A 17244-nucleotide genomic window follows, 5' to 3' on the forward strand; every position below is an offset into this window, starting at 1 on the left:
AACATTCCGCACATTAGTGCCTGTTTCACGGCGTGACAGCCCGTCACTCGACAATGCCGTTACTTGCGTTTCAACTTTGAATTTTGCACTTTTCAACTCAAAAAATTTAGAGAGATAACCCATGACAATCCGTTTTGATAATCAGGTGGCCATCGTCACCGGCGCGGGCAATGGCCTGGGCAAATCCCACGCGTTGGAACTGGCTAAACTCGGCGCCAAAGTGGTAGTGAATGATTTCGGGGGCGCTCGCGATGGTAGCGGTGGTTCCAGTGAAGCCGCCGAGCAAGTGGTTGCAGAAATCAAGGCTGCCGGTGGTGACGCTATTGCCAACGGTGCAGACGTTTCCGACATGGCTCAGGTCGAAGCCATGGTAAAACAGGTGATGGATACCTGGGGTCGCATTGATGTGCTCATCAACAACGCGGGCATCCTTCGCGACAAGAGCTTCGTCAAGATGACCCAGGACGACTGGGATAAAGTCGTGGCGGTTCACCTCACCGGCTCAGAAATCTGCAGCAAGGCCGTTTGGCCGATCATGCGCGAACAGGGCTATGGCCGCATCGTCATGACCTCCTCTGCCTCCGGCCTGTATGGTAACTTCGGGCAGGCCAACTACAGCTCCGCCAAGCTGGCAGTGGTCGGGCTGATGAACACCCTGTCTTTGGAAGGTGAAAAGTACAACATCAAGATAAACTGCATTGCTCCTACCGCCGCCACTCGCATGACTGAAGACCTGATGCCGCCTAAAGTGCTGGCCATGCTGGAGCCAAAGGAAATCACCCCGGCGGTGCTGTTCCTGGCAAGCAACGAAGCCCCTACCCATCGCATCCTGCTGGCTGGCGCTGGTTGCTACGCCATGGTACGTATAATGGAAAGCGAAGGCGTTTACCTGAATGACGAAGAGCGCAATGCGGATGGTATTGCCGCCCACTTTGAACAAATCGGCAATATGGATAACGCGAGCGAAATAATGACCGGTGGCGACCACGTAACCAAAATTCTAACCATGGTCGCCAAAGCCAAGGGCATCAAGCTGGGCTGAATCAAACGCCACTCAGTATTACCGAGTGGGAGGCGAGGACAACCGCCTCCCACTCAACCCTGGCGGGACTACAGCGCAGCGATTACTGTGGGCCCGCAAACCATGCCATATAAAAAATAGTCAGCGGCTATCGTGCAACATGGGCCTAGCCTCTTGCACCTCTCTCAAGCTACCGCTACTCTTTAGCCTTAAATGAAGCACATTCAAGAGACATAACTATGCACGCAGCACAGTTCAACACACGCACCCTGACTGGCCTGATGGCCGGTATGGCGGTGTCTGCTGCGTCATATTACGGGTATTGGTTTAGCCGCTCGCGCGCCTGATTGATACTCAGGCGCGCCCGCTAGCTAAGGGACGCCTGCCGAACACATCCAACCCCGGCCGGTAACCCGCCCGGGGTTTTTTATTGGCTGATATACAGCCGCAAACAACAGACAGCACCAAGAGGCCAGTAACATGTATCGCTATCAACCGAACGATCTGACAACCCGATTTAGCCGCTGGCCTAACCTGCACAGCACAGAACAGCGATCGATGAATCACGCGCGACGATAACGCGCCGCCGCAATAAGGGAACACCATGCAACAGGTAAGCACACAACATATCGAAAACGCCGCTAGCCTAATCCAAGAGCGCCAGGCGACCCCACGCCGCAGCCAGCCGCTGCCCTCCCCTGCGGTACTGCGTGAGCGCTTGCCGGTGAATACCGCACTCGCCGCACACATTGAGCAGCACCGTCAGACGATTCGCAATATTCTCAATGGCAAAGATTCACGTCTGCTGGTAATCACCGGGCCATGCTCACTTCACGACCCTAAGTCCGCCTTGGAATACGGGCACCGTCTAGCAGAACTCGCGGCTCAGCTGGACGACAAAGTCTTCATTGTGATGCGAGCCTACGTGGAAAAGCCCCGCACCACTGTGGGCTGGAAAGGCATGCTCTACGACCCACATCTAGATGGCAGCAATGATATCGCCACTGGCCTGAATGTGTCCCGCCACCTGTTGCTGGACTTAGCCCGGTTAGGCCTGCCGCTTGCCACCGAGCTGCTGCACCCCATGGCTGCAGATTACCTAGGCGACCTGCTTAGTTGGGCCGCCATCGGGGCACGCACCACAGAATCCCAGATCCACCGGGAAATGGTCAGCGGCCTGGCTCTGCCTGTGGGTTTCAAGAATGGCACTGACGGCAGCATTGACGTGGCCTGTGATGCCATGGGCGCGGCGATCCATCCTCACACCCACTTAGGCATGGATGAACACGGCCACAGCGCGCTGCTACAAACCGCCGGCAATCTGGATACCCATTTGGTGTTGCGTGGCGGCCACGACGGGCCCAACTACGATGCCAACAACGTGCAGCGCGCTACTGCCGCCCTCAAGAACAAAGGCTGTAACCCACGCCTGATCGTGGACTGCAGCCATGCCAACAGCGGTAAAGACCCGTTACGCCAGCCTGCTGTGCTACAAAATTTGCTGCAACAACGAGCTCAAGGACAAACCGCCATCGCCGGAATCATGCTGGAAAGCCATCTCCACGACGGTAAACAAGGCCAAGGGAAACCGCTTCAGCATGGCCTGTCCATCACTGATGGCTGCCTAGGCTGGGACAAGACCCGCGCCGCACTCTGCGCGATTGAATAACACCAAACACCGGGCCTCCTGCCATTGCAGGAGAGGCCTGGCAGTCACTGGCCATGCAACACGCTAGCGACCATGCTAATTTGAAAATACATTTTCACCTATACACCAAGGAAGCCCCATGCTCAGTAATTTGACCCTCGACCAACTGATCACAGCCTTCGTGCTGTTTCTTACTGTCATCGCCACCGTGGCGTTCATCGTCTACCTGAAAAATCGTTCAGGTAACGAATAAGCTCAGGGTCACGAATACAGCAGTGACCCCGTCCCCATCTTGATCACGTTACCGCCAATGCGGCAGCGCACCTCTTTGCCCGGGCGCTTATCGAATTCTGCATGGAGAATGCTTTTACGGGTTTCATGGCTACCCCGATCCACAGACAGGGTATGGGTACCGGGCGCCGTCTCGCCCTGTTCTGCCAGGTAGGCAATAAACTCCGGCATCACCGCACCAATCGGCGGAAACGCATCACGGGGCAGCGAGGGGTTTAGCAACCGACCATGAAATTCCGTAAACCCGGTAATGGTTCCCGGAGCGAATAGAAAAAGCTCCGAGGTATAAACACCACCGAACAGATCCGACCAGCGATCCGGGTTAAGGCTCGCCGCCAGTACGTGTTCCGGTTTAGTAAAGGGCACGATCAGCGTGGGCTTGTCCACACTCACCACCATCGGCTTGTACTTACTGAACGAAATATGTTTTTCGTCAATGTTCAGCGCCGCCGCCAAACGAGGAACTTCCGGAGTGTAGCGGTCGATTGTCGGATTCAGCACTCGCGCAAACTGAATCGCCCCCGGCGAGCTATCGCCCTTATCAATAAAACTCTCAATCAACTGCTCATTTTGTTTCAGCAGGAACGACGCAAATTCCCCTTCATCTTTTGTCAGCCCCATTTCATAAGCGACATAAGACGCTGCCAGAATGGTGTGGGCACCGAATAGTTGTTTACCCTTACTATTAAACACCGTCACCGGCGAAGCATCATTTCCCGGCTCGATAAACACGGTTTCAGTTTGCTGAAATTCACCGGCAATAGCCGTTTTACTGGCATCACTACTGTTGGCCGAATCCAACATCACCACTGGCACCTGAGTGCCCTGAAATGGTGCACCAGCAAATACATCAAGCAATGAATAATTGAGAGCCATCATCCTCACCTTTTTATGATTTTCTCACTTGACTATGCAGCAAGGAAAAAAGAATGCAATCAGCAAGAGAGGAAATAATGGCAAATGGAAAAAGATTATTTGCGCAGGCGGAAGGCTCTAATCAGGCACTCAAGCAGGCACTCAAGCAGGCCTTAGCGTTGAAGCAAAGATTCAGGAAATAACGCCTTCTCGGGCCCATTCGCAGCGCACCCGTAAAGGCGCATCAGAGGGTGCGTGGTATGCGTCGGCACTATCCCACACGAAGGTATGAAACCCGGACAATTCAGTTTCCAAGTGCACCACCGCATTCACCCAGTACATATTCTTGAGCAGAGATTCAAATTTAGCGATCCAGTGCTCCCACTCGTACTCCACCGCACGGTAAGACATACCGAAATGAATCACCTGAGTCTGGAAGGTGCCGCCCATCAAGTCGTCTCCGGGTACGCAAAACATTTCCCGACACAGAAACGGCCATTCGTCTGCCTGCGGTAATTGCCGAATGGCCTTGCGGTTTTGAAAACAACTCGTCTTACGCTCCTGCAAATTACCAAACGGTAAATGCTTAATGCAGCCGTAAACGATGGATTCATTATCCAAAAAACACCCCAGGGAAAATCAGCTACAAACTCTAGCTTACCGCGACAAGTAACAATCAAGCACCATTCAAATCAAACCCCGTCATAAGGCAGGGAGTTTTCCTAGCATTCCAAACCCATCACTTGTCGCTATTACCTTCCACAGCCCTGCATTTGTTGCTCATATCGGTTCGCCATGGAGGCGGTGCGCTGGGCGGCGCCTTTCATCCATTTGTTGTTTTTCCAGGTGCCGCGGGCATAGCCGCCGTGGCCGGCGTAGTAGTTCAGATAAAGGTTGTAGGTATCGTTACGGGCCACGCCATTTTTCTTGTAACTCTGGTAGTGATACCAGCCGACAAATCGCACCGCATCCTTGAAATCATTGCGCTTTACGCCACGGCGACCGGTGGCGTCTTTGTACCAATTCCAAGTGCCGTCCAGCGCCTGAGGATAGCCATAGGCCGACGACGGGCGTTTCCAGGGGATAAAACCCAGTAGCTTGGTGCGCGGCGGTTTCGCTCTAGCATTAAAGCCCGACTCTTTGTAGATCGTTGCCATCAGCACGGGCACCGGCACCCCGTACTCTTTTTCCGTGTTCTTGGCGTATTTGTACCAGTTATTGAACCAGCCCCCCCGCTGATCAAACACCGCACAGACATTATCTGTATGCGTCGGTGTGGCAGCACAGCCACTCAGAAATAGTACTACCAAAAGCAGGGTTAGCCAGACTTTCATAACGCTCCCGGATCAATACCGTGCTGGTTCAATAGGGACAGTAGCGCAGCTTCATCGCATACCTCAATGCCCAACGATTCCGCTTTCGCCAGTTTGGAGCCCGCAGATGCACCTGCCACCACCATGCGAGTATTTTTAGACACCGACCCAGCCACTTTGGCGCCCAGCTGCTGTAGGGCCTGTTTAGCCTGATTCCGGGTAAACTGCTCAAGCGTCCCGGTCAGTACCCAGGTCTGCCCTTCTAAAGGCTGACTTTCCATTTCCTGGGGGGCACGGGCAGCCATATCAGCAACCTTTTTTTCCGCATCCTGCAGCCGGCCTCGCCAGTCATTTTCCGCCAACGCCTTGGCCAGCTGTGTCATAACCCCGGAGCGTACGCCCTCGGGTTCGGCGCCGGCCCCTTCAGCCGCCGCCGCACTCAATTCAGCGACCGTGGGGAAATGGCTACCCAAGATGTCCAGTGACTTGTCACCAATCCCTTCAAGATTCATGCCCAATCGCTTGGCGGACTTTAACAATTGCGCCAATGTCAGGCTGTTCACAAAGGCAGCAGACGGTACTCCGCTGGCCTGTGGGCTCACCCCCTGCGCCAACAAACCGTCGATCACCGCCTCGTTATCACTTTCGGCAAAGAAAGCACCGATGGCCTTGGCCACTTCCAGACCCACATCCGGCACCGCCAGCAACAACAACAACGGAGCATGGCGAATGCTATCCAGATCGCCAAAACAGTCAGCCAGATTCTTGGCGGTTTCTTCACCAATCTGTAGGATCCCAAGCGCGAACAGGAAGCGGCCTAGCCCCACGGTTTTAGAGGCTTCCAGCGCCGCAATAAGATTATCCGCCGATTTCTCCCCCATGCGCTCCAGGCCCGCCACCTGCTCGGCTTTCAAGCGGTACAGATCGGCCACAGTGGTAATCAGCTCCTGATCCACCAGCGCATCCACTAGCTTGTCACCCAGCCCATCAATATCCATGGCCCGGCGGGAGGCAAAATGCTTGATGGCTTCACGCCGTTGAGCGCCACAGATCAAGCCGCCGGTACAGCGCGCCACCACTTGATCATGGCCACGCAGAATTTCACTACCACACACCGGGCACGACGACGGCAAAGTAATGCCTTGTGCATTTGCCGGACGTCGCTCTGGCAGTGCCCGCACCACCTTGGGAATCACATCGCCGGCCCGGTACACCACCACGGTATCGCCAATGCGAATATCCAAGCGCTGAATTTCATCAATATTGTGTAGCGTGGCATTGCTAACGATCACCCCGCCCACGTGCACCGGTTCCAACCGCGCCACCGGCGTCAGCGCCCCGGTACGGCCTACCTGCCAATCCACACCGTTCAGCACGGTGAGCTCTTCCTGGGCGGGAAATTTGTGGGCGATGGCCCAGCGCGGCGCCCGGCTAACAAAGCCCAGGTCATCCTGCCAGTCGAAGCGGTTTACCTTGTACACCACACCATCAATGTCGTAATCCAGATGCTCGCGTTTTTCCAAGATGCCCTGATAAAAACGCAGCAAGGCCTCTACCCCGTGACAAACGCGAATCTCCGGGTTTACACGTAAACCCCAGTCGCGTAATGCATCAAGCATGGCCGAATGGGTAGGCGGATGCTCCCAGCCTTCCAGCTGGGCCATGGAGTAGGCATAAAATTCCAGCGGGCGGCTGGCAGTGATGCGAGAATCCAATTGCCGCAAACTGCCTGCCGCGGCATTACGAGGGTTAGCAAAAAGCTTTAGCCCAGCCGCTTGCTGGCGAGCATTAAGCTCCTCAAAGCCAGCGTGGGGCATGACCACTTCACCGCGCACTTCCAACCGCTTAGGCACATCATTGCCACGCAGTTTAAGAGGCACCGAGCGAATAGTTCTGGCATTCACGGTAATATTCTCACCGGTTTGCCCATCGCCGCGGGTGGCCGCCCGCACCAACTCACCGTTCTCATAAAGCAACGACACCGCCAACCCGTCGAGCTTGGGCTCGGCCACGTAATCAATGATTTCGCTCACATCCAAGCGTTCACGAATACGCTTATCAAAGGCCCGTAGCTCCTCATCATCGAAGGCATTGTCCAGGCTCAACATCGGCACTTCATGCTGCACCTGCTCAAACGCATCCAACGGCACATCACCCACCCGCTGGGTGGGCGAATCTGCGGTAACTAGATCAGGGTATTGCGCTTCCAGGTCTTTCAGTGCGCGAAATACCCGATCGTACTCCGCATCCGGCACCGCCGGGTCATCTTGAACATAGTAACGGTAGGACCAGTCGTTAAGCTGATCACGGAGGGATTGTGCTTGCTGGGAAGGATCGTTGTTATTCGTCACAGTGGTCGCAGCAGTGAGAGTTTAGTGATTGAAGAGGCGGGGTGCGTTGAACGCGTAAAGCTTAACGTTGAAACGCGGGCTGTCGCCTCGTTATTGGAAAGGCCATGCCAGCGATTTTCAGCAAGGGCGCAGCAAGAACCCAAAAATACAAGTACCGTTGAGATCCGACAATCTACGCTGCACGCCCCCTAAAGCGCCAAGATAGGGCTTGGCTTTTGCTTTTCAACGTTAAACGTTCAACTGCTTTTACACGCTCGGCACCCGTTGGCGCCGTTCGAATTCTTGCACGCGCTGACGTAGGTGTTCCATGGTCTGCGGGGTCAATACGCTGTGCTGTTCATCTTTGAGTTCACCATCCAGTTCCGAAGCCAGCCGTTGGCAAATAGACAGCATCTTGTCCAATGCGCTCCTGGCATCAGTAGGCCCCGGCAGTTTCAGGAAGAATGTCACCCCGGCAAACGTCTTGCTCTCCATGGTATCCAAATCAAAAGTGCCGGGCTCAACCGCATTGGCCATGGAAAATTGCAAATCATCGGCACCGTTCACACTTACATGGCGATGGAAAATATTCATGCGACCATAACGCAACCCCGCTTCCAACAGCATGCGCAGTAAAGCGCCACCGTCAAAAGGCGCACCACGGTGGGCAATCAGGTGTACCACGATCACTTCCAGCACGGGCTGAGGCTCGCGGGGCGTTTTCGGTGCGGCCTTAGGCTCTATCCGTGGCTCTTGGCGAGGCGCCTCACGAGGTTCGGGAGTCGATTCTGGCTGTCGCTCTACTGCCGACGGGTTAGGGGCCGGGGCAACCTCTGGCTGGGGCTCGGGCGCCCCCCCCGGTTGAGGCGCCGATCCTTGCTCGGCTTCGAACAGGCTTTGCTGTTCAGCCGTACGGGTATCTGCGGCCGCTTCATCCGGCTCCATTACCATGGGTGGGCGTTCCTTTTGATCCTCTTCCATAGCACGACGGATCACGCGAGCAGAGCCGATTAGCTCTGGGTTATGGCCGCGGTCTTCCTCTTCTTCCGGTTGGTCACGGTAACGGGGGTCAATGCGCATACGCAGGCGCCCATGCCGCTCTCTAATCATCCGCCGCATACCGTCGACGAGAATCAGCAGGATCAAAATAACCAGAATGCCAATCAATGTTTCTAAGTTCAGGCCCATCGCCTCTTCTTCCTTGCTTGTGCTGAAGCACCGCTATTACAACGGCACCGACTCCTCACATTGCCGCCATTTCGGCCGCTTCTTCCACATCCACTGATACCAGACGGGAAACCCCTGGCTCATGCATAGTGACACCCATCAGAGTAGCAGCCATCTCCATCGCAATCTTGTTATGTGTGATGTAGATAAATTGCACTTTTGCAGACATTTCCGACACTAGGTTACAGAAACGTCCCACATTCGCGTCATCCAGCGGCGCGTCAACCTCATCAAGCAGACAAAACGGTGCGGGATTAAGCTGGAAGATACTGAATACCAGCGACAGCGCGGTCAGCGCCTTTTCCCCACCGGAGAGCAGGTGAATGGTGCTGTTTCGCTTACCCGGGGGCCGCGCCATAATGGTAACACCGGTATCAAGCAGGTCATCGCCAGTGAGTTCCAAATAGGCATGGCCACCCCCGAAAACTTTCGGAAATAGCTCCTGCAGGCCACGGTTAATGCGATCGAAATATTCTTTGAAACGGGCCCGGGTCTCGCGATCAATCTTGCGAATGGCATTTTCCAGGGTGCCCAAGGCATCTTCCAAGTCGTCATTCTGACTGTCCAGATAGTTCTTGCGCTCGGATTGCTGCTGGTATTCGTCGATGGCCGCCAGGTTAATCTGGCCCAGGCGAGAAATCCGCTGACCAATCATGTCCATTTCCTGTGCCCACTGCTGCTCATCCGCCTCGTCCGGCAGGTTCTCCAGCACCGTATCCAGGTCAAAGTTCTGCTCGGCCAGCTGCTCTGCCACGGTTTGCCGTCGGGTGCTCAGGTCCTGCCACTGCATCCGCTTCTGCTCCATGGTGCTGCGCACTTCCTGGGCCTGGCGTTCGAATTGGCCGCGCTGGCCTTCCAGGTTACGCATTTCATGGTCCACGGTTTCCAGTTCACGGCGAGCTTCGGCCAGCTTGTGCTCGGCTTCCAGGCGCACTTCCAGCTTTTCTTCCAGCTGCATCTGTAATTCGGTGCCCGGCTCGTCGCCTTCGTTGGTCTGCTCTTCGAGCAGCGCCTTGCGCTCGGCCATCATCTGCACCTGAGCTTCCAGGCGACTCAAATTCTGTCGCAGCGAATCCGCTTGGGTGCGAGCACCCTGCACCTCCATAGCCAGCTGATGGGACCGGTCACGATCTTGGCGGGCTTTCTGGCGAGACTCATCCAGGCTCAAACGCAATTCGTCCCGACGGGTGAGCAACGCTTCGCGCTCACCGCTATCGGTTTCCATGGCGTCCAGCGCTTCGGCCAGCACCGCCCGGGCTTCTTTCAGCTGTTCCTGTTCCTGCTCCAGCTGCTCGTTGGTCTCGTCCATTTCTCGGCCGAGACGCTCACGGCGCATGGTAATCTGCTCCAGACGCACCTGACGGGCACTCACCTGAGCATTGATTTCACCCAGCTCTCGGTTAATTCGGCTCGCTTGTCGCTGCACCTCTTCGCGCTCTTCTTCCAGCTCGGAAATTTGCTCGCGGGTGCTTTCTAGCTGCTCTTTCAGATCATCCACGGTGGCCTGAAGAGTCTCAATCTCGCCGACCAACGCCTCCAACTCGCGGCGGCGTTCGAGGATACCGGCTTCTTGGTCTTCCTCTTTCGCCACTTTCAGCCAATCCGGCCCCAGCCAAATACCGTCACGGGTAACCACGGATTCATGGGCCTCTAACTGACTGCGCAGGGTCAGCGCCGCGTCCAGATTATCGGCCACATAGACCCCTGCCAGCAGGCCTTCCGGTGCCTGACCTTCAACATGGTCGCGCAATAGTGTCGCCTTACTACCGGCTGTGGCCTTTACCGCCCCCGGGCTAACCAGCGCCAGGCGGCCGTGGGACAGGTCGTCCAACCAGTCGTTGAGCTGTTCAAAACCACTCACCGCCACCGCCTGAATGCTATCGCCGAGCACCGCTTCCAGCGCCTTTTCCCAGCCCTCGGCCACTTGCAGCTGGTCCGCCAGCCGCGGTTCATCATCCAGCTCATGGCGGGTGAGCCAATCGCTGACCGCGCCATCATCCCCCATGGCCGCTTTCTGAAGAGCCTCCAAGGAGCTGCGTCGGCCCTTCAGGCTTTGCAGCTTTTCGCGGGCCTCATCCAATTGGCGACCCCGGTCACCGTTAGCCCGGCGAAGCTGGTTGATCTCTTCCTGCAGAGATTCGCTGCGCAGTTCGTTTTCTTCCGACTGCCCGCGATATTGCTCAACCTGCTCTTCCAGCTCGCGCATTTCCTGGGCCAGCGGGCCGGCGTCCAGGGATTCCTGTTCTTTTTTCAGCCGGTCAATCCGATCGCGCAAACGCTCCTGGGATTTATCCAGATGCTGAATGCGGGACTGCTCCACCTCCGCCTGACGGCGGGATTCGCCGGATTTGCCGTTAAATTCTTCCCACGCCTGCTGCCAGCGCTGCATAGTCTCTTCAGCCAGTGCCAGCGCTTCGCTGGAGGCTTCCTGTTGCTCGCAGACCATTTCCAGTTCCGGCTCACGCTCCGCCAGAATGGCGTCTAGCTCAGCCACTTTCTCGCTGTCGATGCGCAGGTGTGCATCCGCCTCTTTCCAGCTGGCACGAACTTGGTCCAGCTCTTCGTACAATTGCTGCTTGCGCTCACGCTGATGCTGGATGCTCTGCTCTAGGCGCGCCACTTCTGCGCCCAGGGCGTAAAAATGCTGCTGCACTTCGTTGAAGCGCTCCTGCACCTCGTGGTGCTTCTCGCGCAAACGTTCTACTTCCGCATCCACGTGGCGCTGTTCCGCCACTTTTGCTTCCATGGATACGTCCAACTCGCCAATCACATGGTCCAGCTGCTTAACCTGCACATCCAGCCCTTTCCAGCGCAACGCCTTGAGCTGGGCCCCTTTCAGTCGCTCTTCCTCTTTATACTGCTTGTACTTCTCCGCCGCACTGGCCTGGCGGCTCAGGCGTTCGATTTGCCGTGCCAGCTCATCGCGGATATCAGTCAGTCGCTCTAGGTTCTCGCGGGTGCGGCGAATGCGGTTCTCGGTCTCGCGGCGGCGAGCCTTGTACTTAGAAATACCCGCCGCTTCCTCGATATACACCCGCAGCTCTTCCGGCTTGGCTTCAATCAACCGGGAAATCATGCCCTGCTCGATAATGGCGTAGCTGCGCGGTCCCAGACCGGTGCCTAAAAAAATATCGGCAATATCCTTACGCCGGCACTTGGTGTTGTTGAGGAAATAGTTGGACTGGCCATCCCGGGTGACCTGGCGTTTCACGGAGATTTCGTTGAATTTGCCGTATTCACCGGTGACGGTGGCGTCGGAGTTATCAAAAATTAACTCAATAGACGCCTGGGCTACGGGTTTGCGGGCATTGGAACCGTTAAAAATCACGTCCGCCATGGACTCACCACGTAGGTGCTTGGCGGAAGATTCCCCCATGACCCAGCGCACCGCGTCAATAATATTGGACTTGCCACACCCGTTAGGCCCCACCACCGCGGTGAGGTTTTCCGGAAAATAGGTGGTGGTAGGGTCCACAAAGGATTTAAACCCAGCCAGTTTTATTGATTTCAGTCGCATACGATTGCTGTCTCTACGCCGGCAACGGCAAACGCCCTAGGGGCGCCAATAATGAAAGAGCTAAGTCTAGCGACAACCCGGCCCGAATTCATCCGCCGAGACGCTGAGATTACAATAACCACACCACACCGGGTTATATCGCATCCCAACCCCAGCGCACTGCAAAGAAGTGCAAAACATCGCCTACCGCTCCGTATTCCGATTTTATCCATAGGCACATAAACAGCGCAGAAGGTAAGCAGATAAACAGCATGAGCGATTCACCGCGCCACCGCCCCAAGCAAGTAGGCAAGTAAATAAGCCGCCAAAGACCGTTTGCTCCACCTACTGCTGCCACCACCGACCTGCAAGCATGGCTAGCCACAACGCCCACGTCTTTACCTTGCAGCGCGGGGCTTGTAGCGTGTAGCTGCTTTTAACCGCCAAGGATTAGTCGTGTCCCAGATCGCCGATGCCATTACCTACCTAACCCGCAGCTTAAAACTGGCCCGCAGCCCAGAACTGCGACGCTATGTAATTATCCCGCTGATCTTCAACATTTTAGTTTTCGGAGGCCTGTACTGGCTCAGCGGTAGTTGGATTGCAGGCTGGATCACCGCCGCCACGGCAGACTGGGTGCTAACCGGCTTCTGGAGTTTCCTCAATGGCGCCCTACACTTCCTGATCGATGCCGCAGTGGTGTTGGTGTGGATTTTATTGCTTGGTTTGTTCGCCAGCGTGTTTTCCATCGGTGTGCAGCTGATTGCCGCGCCCTTCATGGGCTTTCTGGCAGAAAAAGTGGATATCCAAATCACCGGCCATCCCATGAACGACGAATCTATCCCCGCCATGATCCTGCGTACTTTCAAACGGGAACTGCGTAAAACCTGGTATTGGCTATGGCGCGCCGTGCTGATTTTGTTTGTAGTCTTAGTGATTTACTTTATTCCGGTGGTCAACGTACTGGCATCAGCCATCTGGTTTTTGTGGTCTGGCTGGTTACTGGGCATGCAGTACATCGATTTTGGCGCCGACAATCGCCAGGTGCCCTTTGAGGTGATGCTAGAACGGCTAAAAGAAAAGCGCTGGCTAGTGCTCACCTTCGGCGCCATCGTCATGGCCCTAACCATGATCCCGCTGGTGAACCTGTTCATCATGCCTGTGGCCGTAATCGCGGGGACCCTAATCTGGGTGGAACAACTGGCGCCCAGCACCCCATCGCCCGGCTCACAGCAAACCATTAACGCCGTAGGCGCTCCCTTGCAAAGCACGCAACTTGCGCAGCAAGAGAATCGCCCGCAGGGCAATCGGGTAGAGCCCTAAACTGTGGGTCCGCTTTTAATAAGCGGACTTTGCTGACCAAGGCTCGGGTTCGCACCGTGGGAAGATGGGCGATTGTGTAACAGTGAAGGTGTCAATACACAAAGGGTTGGCGGCTACCCACAACGGGTATCTCTAGCGCATAAAACCCAGCTCTCTGAGCTGGTGAATCTTGTCACGGGTGGCGGCGGCATCCTCGAACTCCAGGTTCTTGGCATGTTCCATCATCTTCGCTTCCAGCGCTTTGATTTCCTTGGCCACTTGCGCCGGTGAGCGGGCACCCAGATAATCCGACGGAGACTCGGCCACTTTCTTTTCGCCCTTGTACTTGCGATCAAAACGGCTGCCACCGCTGTCATCCATAATGTCACGAATCTTCTTATTCAGCCCTTGCGGGGTGATGCCATTGGCCTCATTGAAGGCCTCCTGCTTCTCGCGACGACGATCCGTCTCGTCGATAGCCCGCTCCATGGAGCCGGTCATCTTGTCCGCATAGAGAATCGCGCGGCCATCCACATTCCGGGCAGCCCGGCCGATGGTCTGGATCAGTGACCGGTCGGAGCGCAGAAAGCCCTCCTTGTCCGCATCCAGAATCGCCACCAGCGCCACTTCTGGCATGTCCAGCCCTTCACGCAGCAAGTTAATCCCCACCAGCACATCGAACTTGCCCAAGCGCAGATCGCGAATAATTTCCACTCGCTCCACTGTATCAATATCGGAATGCAGATAACGCACCCGAATACCATGCTCATTCAGGTATTCAGTGAGATCCTCTGCCATGCGCTTGGTCAGCGTGGTCACCAACACCCGCTGCTCTTTGGCAATGCATTCCTTGGCTTCGCCGAGCAGATCATCCACCTGAGTGGTCGCCGGACGGATCTCGATTTTCGGGTCCACCAGGCCGGTGGGGCGCACCACCTGCTCCACCACCTGCCCAGCGTATTTCTTCTCATAGGGCCCTGGAGTAGCAGACACAAAGACCATTTGTGGCGCCAGCAGCTCCCATTCCTCAAACTTCAGTGGCCGGTTATCCATGGCAGAGGGCAACCGGAACCCGAAACTTACCAGGGTTTCTTTACGCGAGCGGTCGCCCTTATACATGGCGCCCAACTGGGGAATGGTGACGTGGGACTCATCGGCAATCAGCAGCGCATTGTCCGGCAGGTAATCAAACAGGGTGGGCGGAGCATCGCCGGGGGCACGACCAGAAAACAACCGGGAGTAGTTTTCTACTCCATTGCAATAACCCAGCTCCTGCAGCATTTCAATGTCAAAGCGGGTGCGCTGCTCCAACCGCTGGGCTTCCACCAGCTTGTTCTGCTCCTTAAGTTCGGCCAGCCGCTCGGCCAACTCTTCCTTAATCATCTCCACCGCCTTGAGCACGGTTTCCCTTGGCGTCACGTAATGGCTCTTGGGGTAGATGGTGGTGCGGCTAATACGACGAATCACCTCACCGGTAAGAGGATCAAAGATGCTGATGGATTCCACCTCATCATCGAACAGCTCAATACGAACCGCTTCCTTTTCCTCTTCCGCCGGGAAGATATCAATCACATCCCCACGCACTCGGTAAGTGGCGCGGCGAAAATCCATCTCATTACGGGTGTACTGCAGCTCCGCCAACCGTCGCAACAGCTCACGCTGATCGATATGATCGCCGCGCACTAAATGCAGCACCATGGCGTGGTAACTGGCGGGATCACCCAGCCCGTAAATGGCCGACACGGTGGCCACGATAATGGTGTCCGGTCGTTCCAATATCGCCTTGGTGGCAGACAGTCGCATTTGCTCGATCTGCTCATTCACCGAGGCATCTTTCTCGATAAACGTATCGGAGCTGGGCACATAGGCTTCCGGCTGATAGTAATCGTAGTAAGAAACAAAATACTCCACCGCGTTTTCGGGGAAAAACTCTCGAAACTCCCCGTACAACTGAGCAGCCAGCGTCTTGTTCGGCGCCATGATGATGGTGGGCCGGCCCGTTTGCGCAATCACATTTGCCATGGTGAACGTCTTACCCGAACCGGTCACCCCCAGCAGCGTCTGGTGGCCTAGGCCATCATCAATACCCTCAATCAGCTGCGCAATGGCGGTGGGCTGATCACCGGCGGGCTGGTAGTCGGAATGGAGTTTGAAGAGGCTTTCAGACATTTGGGCTTCCTGATGGCTACTGCCCTCCCGACGACGGGAAAACAGCAAAAGTCATGCGTGCAAAATCACCGGGTAGTGTACCAGAGCCAGCAGATCAAATGCGTGATGATCCATGTTGCCCACTGGAGCGGTGGCTCCAGTGAATGGGATTTGAGAGGGAATAGAGACGCAATCGCAGCCAAACGACCGCTCCGACAAAAACGCTTACCTCCCCCAGCCACCTGTAAGAGTGATCGTTCAACCACGATGGCGATCAAAGAGCGACCCCATCAGGAAATACGGGACATTGGCACCCGAATCCGGTAAAGTTCCAGCCCCTTTCTGTGTCGATCGGTACGTTAAAAAAACGTGGCCAATCAACTATCAAGATGAACGAGGAGTGCATGTCCGATATCAGCCTTTCCGACCGCGTACAACGCATCAAGCCGTCTCCCACCCTTGCCATTACCGCCAAAGCCGGTGAACTCCGCGCACAGGGCAAAGACATTATTGGGCTGGGTGCCGGTGAGCCGGATTTCGATACCCCGGAACATATCAAGCAGGCCGCCATTGAGGCGATCAACGCCGGCAAAACCAAGTACACCCCGGTGGACGGCACTCCCGGCCTGAAAAATGCCATTATCGACAAATTCCAGCGCGATAATGGCCTATCCTACGAGCCCGGCCAGGTGCTGGTGTCCAGTGGTGGCAAGCAGAGCTTCTTCAACATGGCATTGGCCCTGTTGAATGACGGCGACGAAGCCATCATCCCGGCCCCCTACTGGGTGAGCTACCCGGACATGGTGTTGGTTGCCGGTGGTGTCCCAAAAATCATCGAAACGGACGTGAACAGCCGCTTCAAGATCACCCCGGAACAGCTGGAAGCAGCGATCACGCCGAAAACCCGCCTGTTCGTGATCAACAGCCCATCCAACCCCTCCGGCATGGCTTATTCCCTGGAAGAGCTCGCCGCCTTGGGTGAAGTACTCAAGAAACACCCAAACATCATCGTCGCCACCGACGATATGTACGAACATATCCTGTGGACAGGCAAACCCTTCGTAAACATCGTCAACGCCACCCCGGAGCTGTATGACCGCACCGTGGTCATGAACGGTGTCTCTAAAGCCTACTCCATGACGGGCTGGCGCATCGGTTACGCAGCAGGCCCGCAGAAGCTGATTGCTGCCATGAAGAAGGTGCAGTCCCAGTCCACCTCCAACCCAGCCTCCATCAGCCAGGCTGCAGCGGAAGCGGCGTTAGCCGGCGATCAAGGCTGCGTAGACGAGATGGTTAAAGCATTTAAAGAGCGTCACGACTATCTCACCGACGCACTGGATGCCCTGCCCGGCGTGAAATGCGCTAAAGGCGACGGCACTTTCTATGCCTTCCCGGACTTCTCCGACGCCATTGCCAACATGGATAGCGTGGAGTCCGACACCGATCTGGCTACCCTGCTACTGGAAACCGCCGAAGTGGCCTTGGTACCCGGTTCCGCCTTCGGCGCACCTGGCTGCATGCGCCTGTCTTTTGCCGTTGGCATGGACACACTGAAGGACGCTATTCGCCGAATTGAGCAAGCATTGGCTAAATAAGCAACAAACGCGCCTCCG

Annotated in this window: 12 protein-coding genes; 5 read left to right on the forward strand and 7 right to left on the reverse strand. The window is 55.9% G+C overall.

What is annotated here, in order from left to right:
- Positions 1–121: 121 nt before the first annotated feature.
- Both Y017_RS02180 and Y017_RS02185 read left to right on the forward strand, forming a co-directional pair.
- Positions 122–1042 carry an SDR family oxidoreductase gene (locus Y017_RS02180; protein ID WP_011588238.1) on the forward strand — a complete coding sequence of 307 codons (921 nt, stop codon included), beginning with the start codon at positions 122–124 and terminating at the stop codon, positions 1040–1042.
- Positions 1043–1625: 583 nt separating this feature from the next.
- Complete coding sequence (locus tag Y017_RS02185) at positions 1626–2690, forward strand: 3-deoxy-7-phosphoheptulonate synthase (RefSeq protein WP_011588237.1); 1065 nt, start codon at positions 1626–1628, stop codon at positions 2688–2690.
- A gap of 240 nt (positions 2691–2930) precedes the next feature.
- Here Y017_RS02185 and Y017_RS02190 read toward each other — a convergent pair whose 3' ends face one another.
- The gene (locus Y017_RS02190; protein ID WP_231483333.1) at positions 2931–3836 is read right to left on the reverse strand and encodes a PhzF family phenazine biosynthesis protein; all 906 of its coding nucleotides are present in this window, start codon (positions 3834–3836) and stop codon (positions 2931–2933) included.
- 53 nt (positions 3837–3889) lie between these two features.
- On the opposite strand from Y017_RS02190, the gene Y017_RS15510 reads away from it, so the two are divergent.
- Complete coding sequence (locus Y017_RS15510; RefSeq protein ID WP_255346554.1) at positions 3890–4018, forward strand: hypothetical protein; 129 nt, start codon at positions 3890–3892, stop codon at positions 4016–4018.
- On the opposite strand, the gene Y017_RS02195 is transcribed toward Y017_RS15510, so the two are convergent.
- The 5 genes from Y017_RS02195 to smc all read right to left on the reverse strand — a co-directional run bounded on the left by Y017_RS02195 (position 4008) and on the right by smc (position 12202).
- Complete coding sequence (locus Y017_RS02195; RefSeq protein ID WP_035458545.1) at positions 4008–4436, reverse strand: hypothetical protein; 429 nt, start codon at positions 4434–4436, stop codon at positions 4008–4010. The genes Y017_RS15510 and Y017_RS02195 overlap by 11 nt on opposite strands.
- Before the next feature lie 131 nt (positions 4437–4567).
- Positions 4568–5149: a transglycosylase SLT domain-containing protein gene (locus Y017_RS02200; protein ID WP_011588234.1), complete on the reverse strand. Its 582-nt coding sequence runs from the start codon at positions 5147–5149 to the stop codon at positions 4568–4570.
- Complete coding sequence (gene ligA, locus Y017_RS02205; protein WP_035458546.1) at positions 5146–7479, reverse strand: NAD-dependent DNA ligase LigA; 2334 nt, start codon at positions 7477–7479, stop codon at positions 5146–5148. The genes Y017_RS02200 and ligA overlap by 4 nt, the downstream gene beginning before the upstream one ends.
- A gap of 246 nt (positions 7480–7725) precedes the next feature.
- Entirely contained in the window at positions 7726–8646 is a 921-nt protein-coding gene (zipA, locus tag Y017_RS02210; protein ID WP_011588232.1) for a cell division protein ZipA, read from the reverse strand.
- A 55-nt stretch (positions 8647–8701) separates the two neighbouring features.
- Positions 8702–12202 carry a chromosome segregation protein SMC gene (smc, locus tag Y017_RS02215; RefSeq protein ID WP_035458547.1) on the reverse strand — a complete coding sequence of 1167 codons (3501 nt, stop codon included), beginning with the start codon at positions 12200–12202 and terminating at the stop codon, positions 8702–8704.
- A 435-nt stretch (positions 12203–12637) separates the two neighbouring features.
- Here smc and cysZ point away from each other — a divergent pair, with 435 nt between their 5' ends.
- Positions 12638–13504 carry a sulfate transporter CysZ gene (gene cysZ, locus Y017_RS02220; protein WP_011588230.1) on the forward strand — a complete coding sequence of 289 codons (867 nt, stop codon included), beginning with the start codon at positions 12638–12640 and terminating at the stop codon, positions 13502–13504.
- Between the two features lie 132 nt (positions 13505–13636).
- On the opposite strand, the gene uvrB is transcribed toward cysZ, so the two are convergent.
- Positions 13637–15652 carry an excinuclease ABC subunit UvrB gene (gene uvrB / locus Y017_RS02225; RefSeq protein WP_011588229.1) on the reverse strand — a complete coding sequence of 672 codons (2016 nt, stop codon included), beginning with the start codon at positions 15650–15652 and terminating at the stop codon, positions 13637–13639.
- 383 nt (positions 15653–16035) lie between these two features.
- Between uvrB and Y017_RS02230 the strand changes: the two genes are divergently transcribed.
- Positions 16036–17226, forward strand: coding sequence for a pyridoxal phosphate-dependent aminotransferase (locus tag Y017_RS02230; RefSeq protein WP_035458548.1), 1191 nt, complete (start codon positions 16036–16038; stop codon positions 17224–17226).
- The last annotated feature ends 18 nt before the right edge of the window (positions 17227–17244 follow it).

The organism is Alcanivorax sp. 97CO-5 (assembly GCF_000524665.1).
Classification (GTDB): Bacteria; Pseudomonadota; Gammaproteobacteria; order Pseudomonadales; family Alcanivoracaceae; genus Alcanivorax; species Alcanivorax borkumensis.

Bases quoted from the DNA above. Each gene is read 5' to 3' on its own strand.
- Y017_RS02230 (WP_035458548.1), top strand. From the start codon at position 16,036: ATGTCCGATATCAGCCTTTCCGACCGCGTACAACGCATCAAGCCGTCT.
- Y017_RS02200 (WP_011588234.1), bottom strand. From the start codon at position 5,149: ATGAAAGTCTGGCTAACCCTGCTTTTGGTAGTACTATTTCTGAGTGGC.
- smc (WP_035458547.1), bottom strand. From the start codon at position 12,202: ATGCGACTGAAATCAATAAAACTGGCTGGGTTTAAATCCTTTGTGGAC.
- Y017_RS02185 (WP_011588237.1), top strand. From the start codon at position 1,626: ATGCAACAGGTAAGCACACAACATATCGAAAACGCCGCTAGCCTAATC.
- Y017_RS15510 (WP_255346554.1), top strand. From the start codon at position 3,890: ATGCAATCAGCAAGAGAGGAAATAATGGCAAATGGAAAAAGATTATTT.
- zipA (WP_011588232.1), bottom strand. From the start codon at position 8,646: ATGGGCCTGAACTTAGAAACATTGATTGGCATTCTGGTTATTTTGATC.
- Y017_RS02190 (WP_231483333.1), bottom strand. From the start codon at position 3,836: ATGGCTCTCAATTATTCATTGCTTGATGTATTTGCTGGTGCACCATTT.
- uvrB (WP_011588229.1), bottom strand. From the start codon at position 15,652: ATGTCTGAAAGCCTCTTCAAACTCCATTCCGACTACCAGCCCGCCGGT.
- Y017_RS02180 (WP_011588238.1), top strand. From the start codon at position 122: ATGACAATCCGTTTTGATAATCAGGTGGCCATCGTCACCGGCGCGGGC.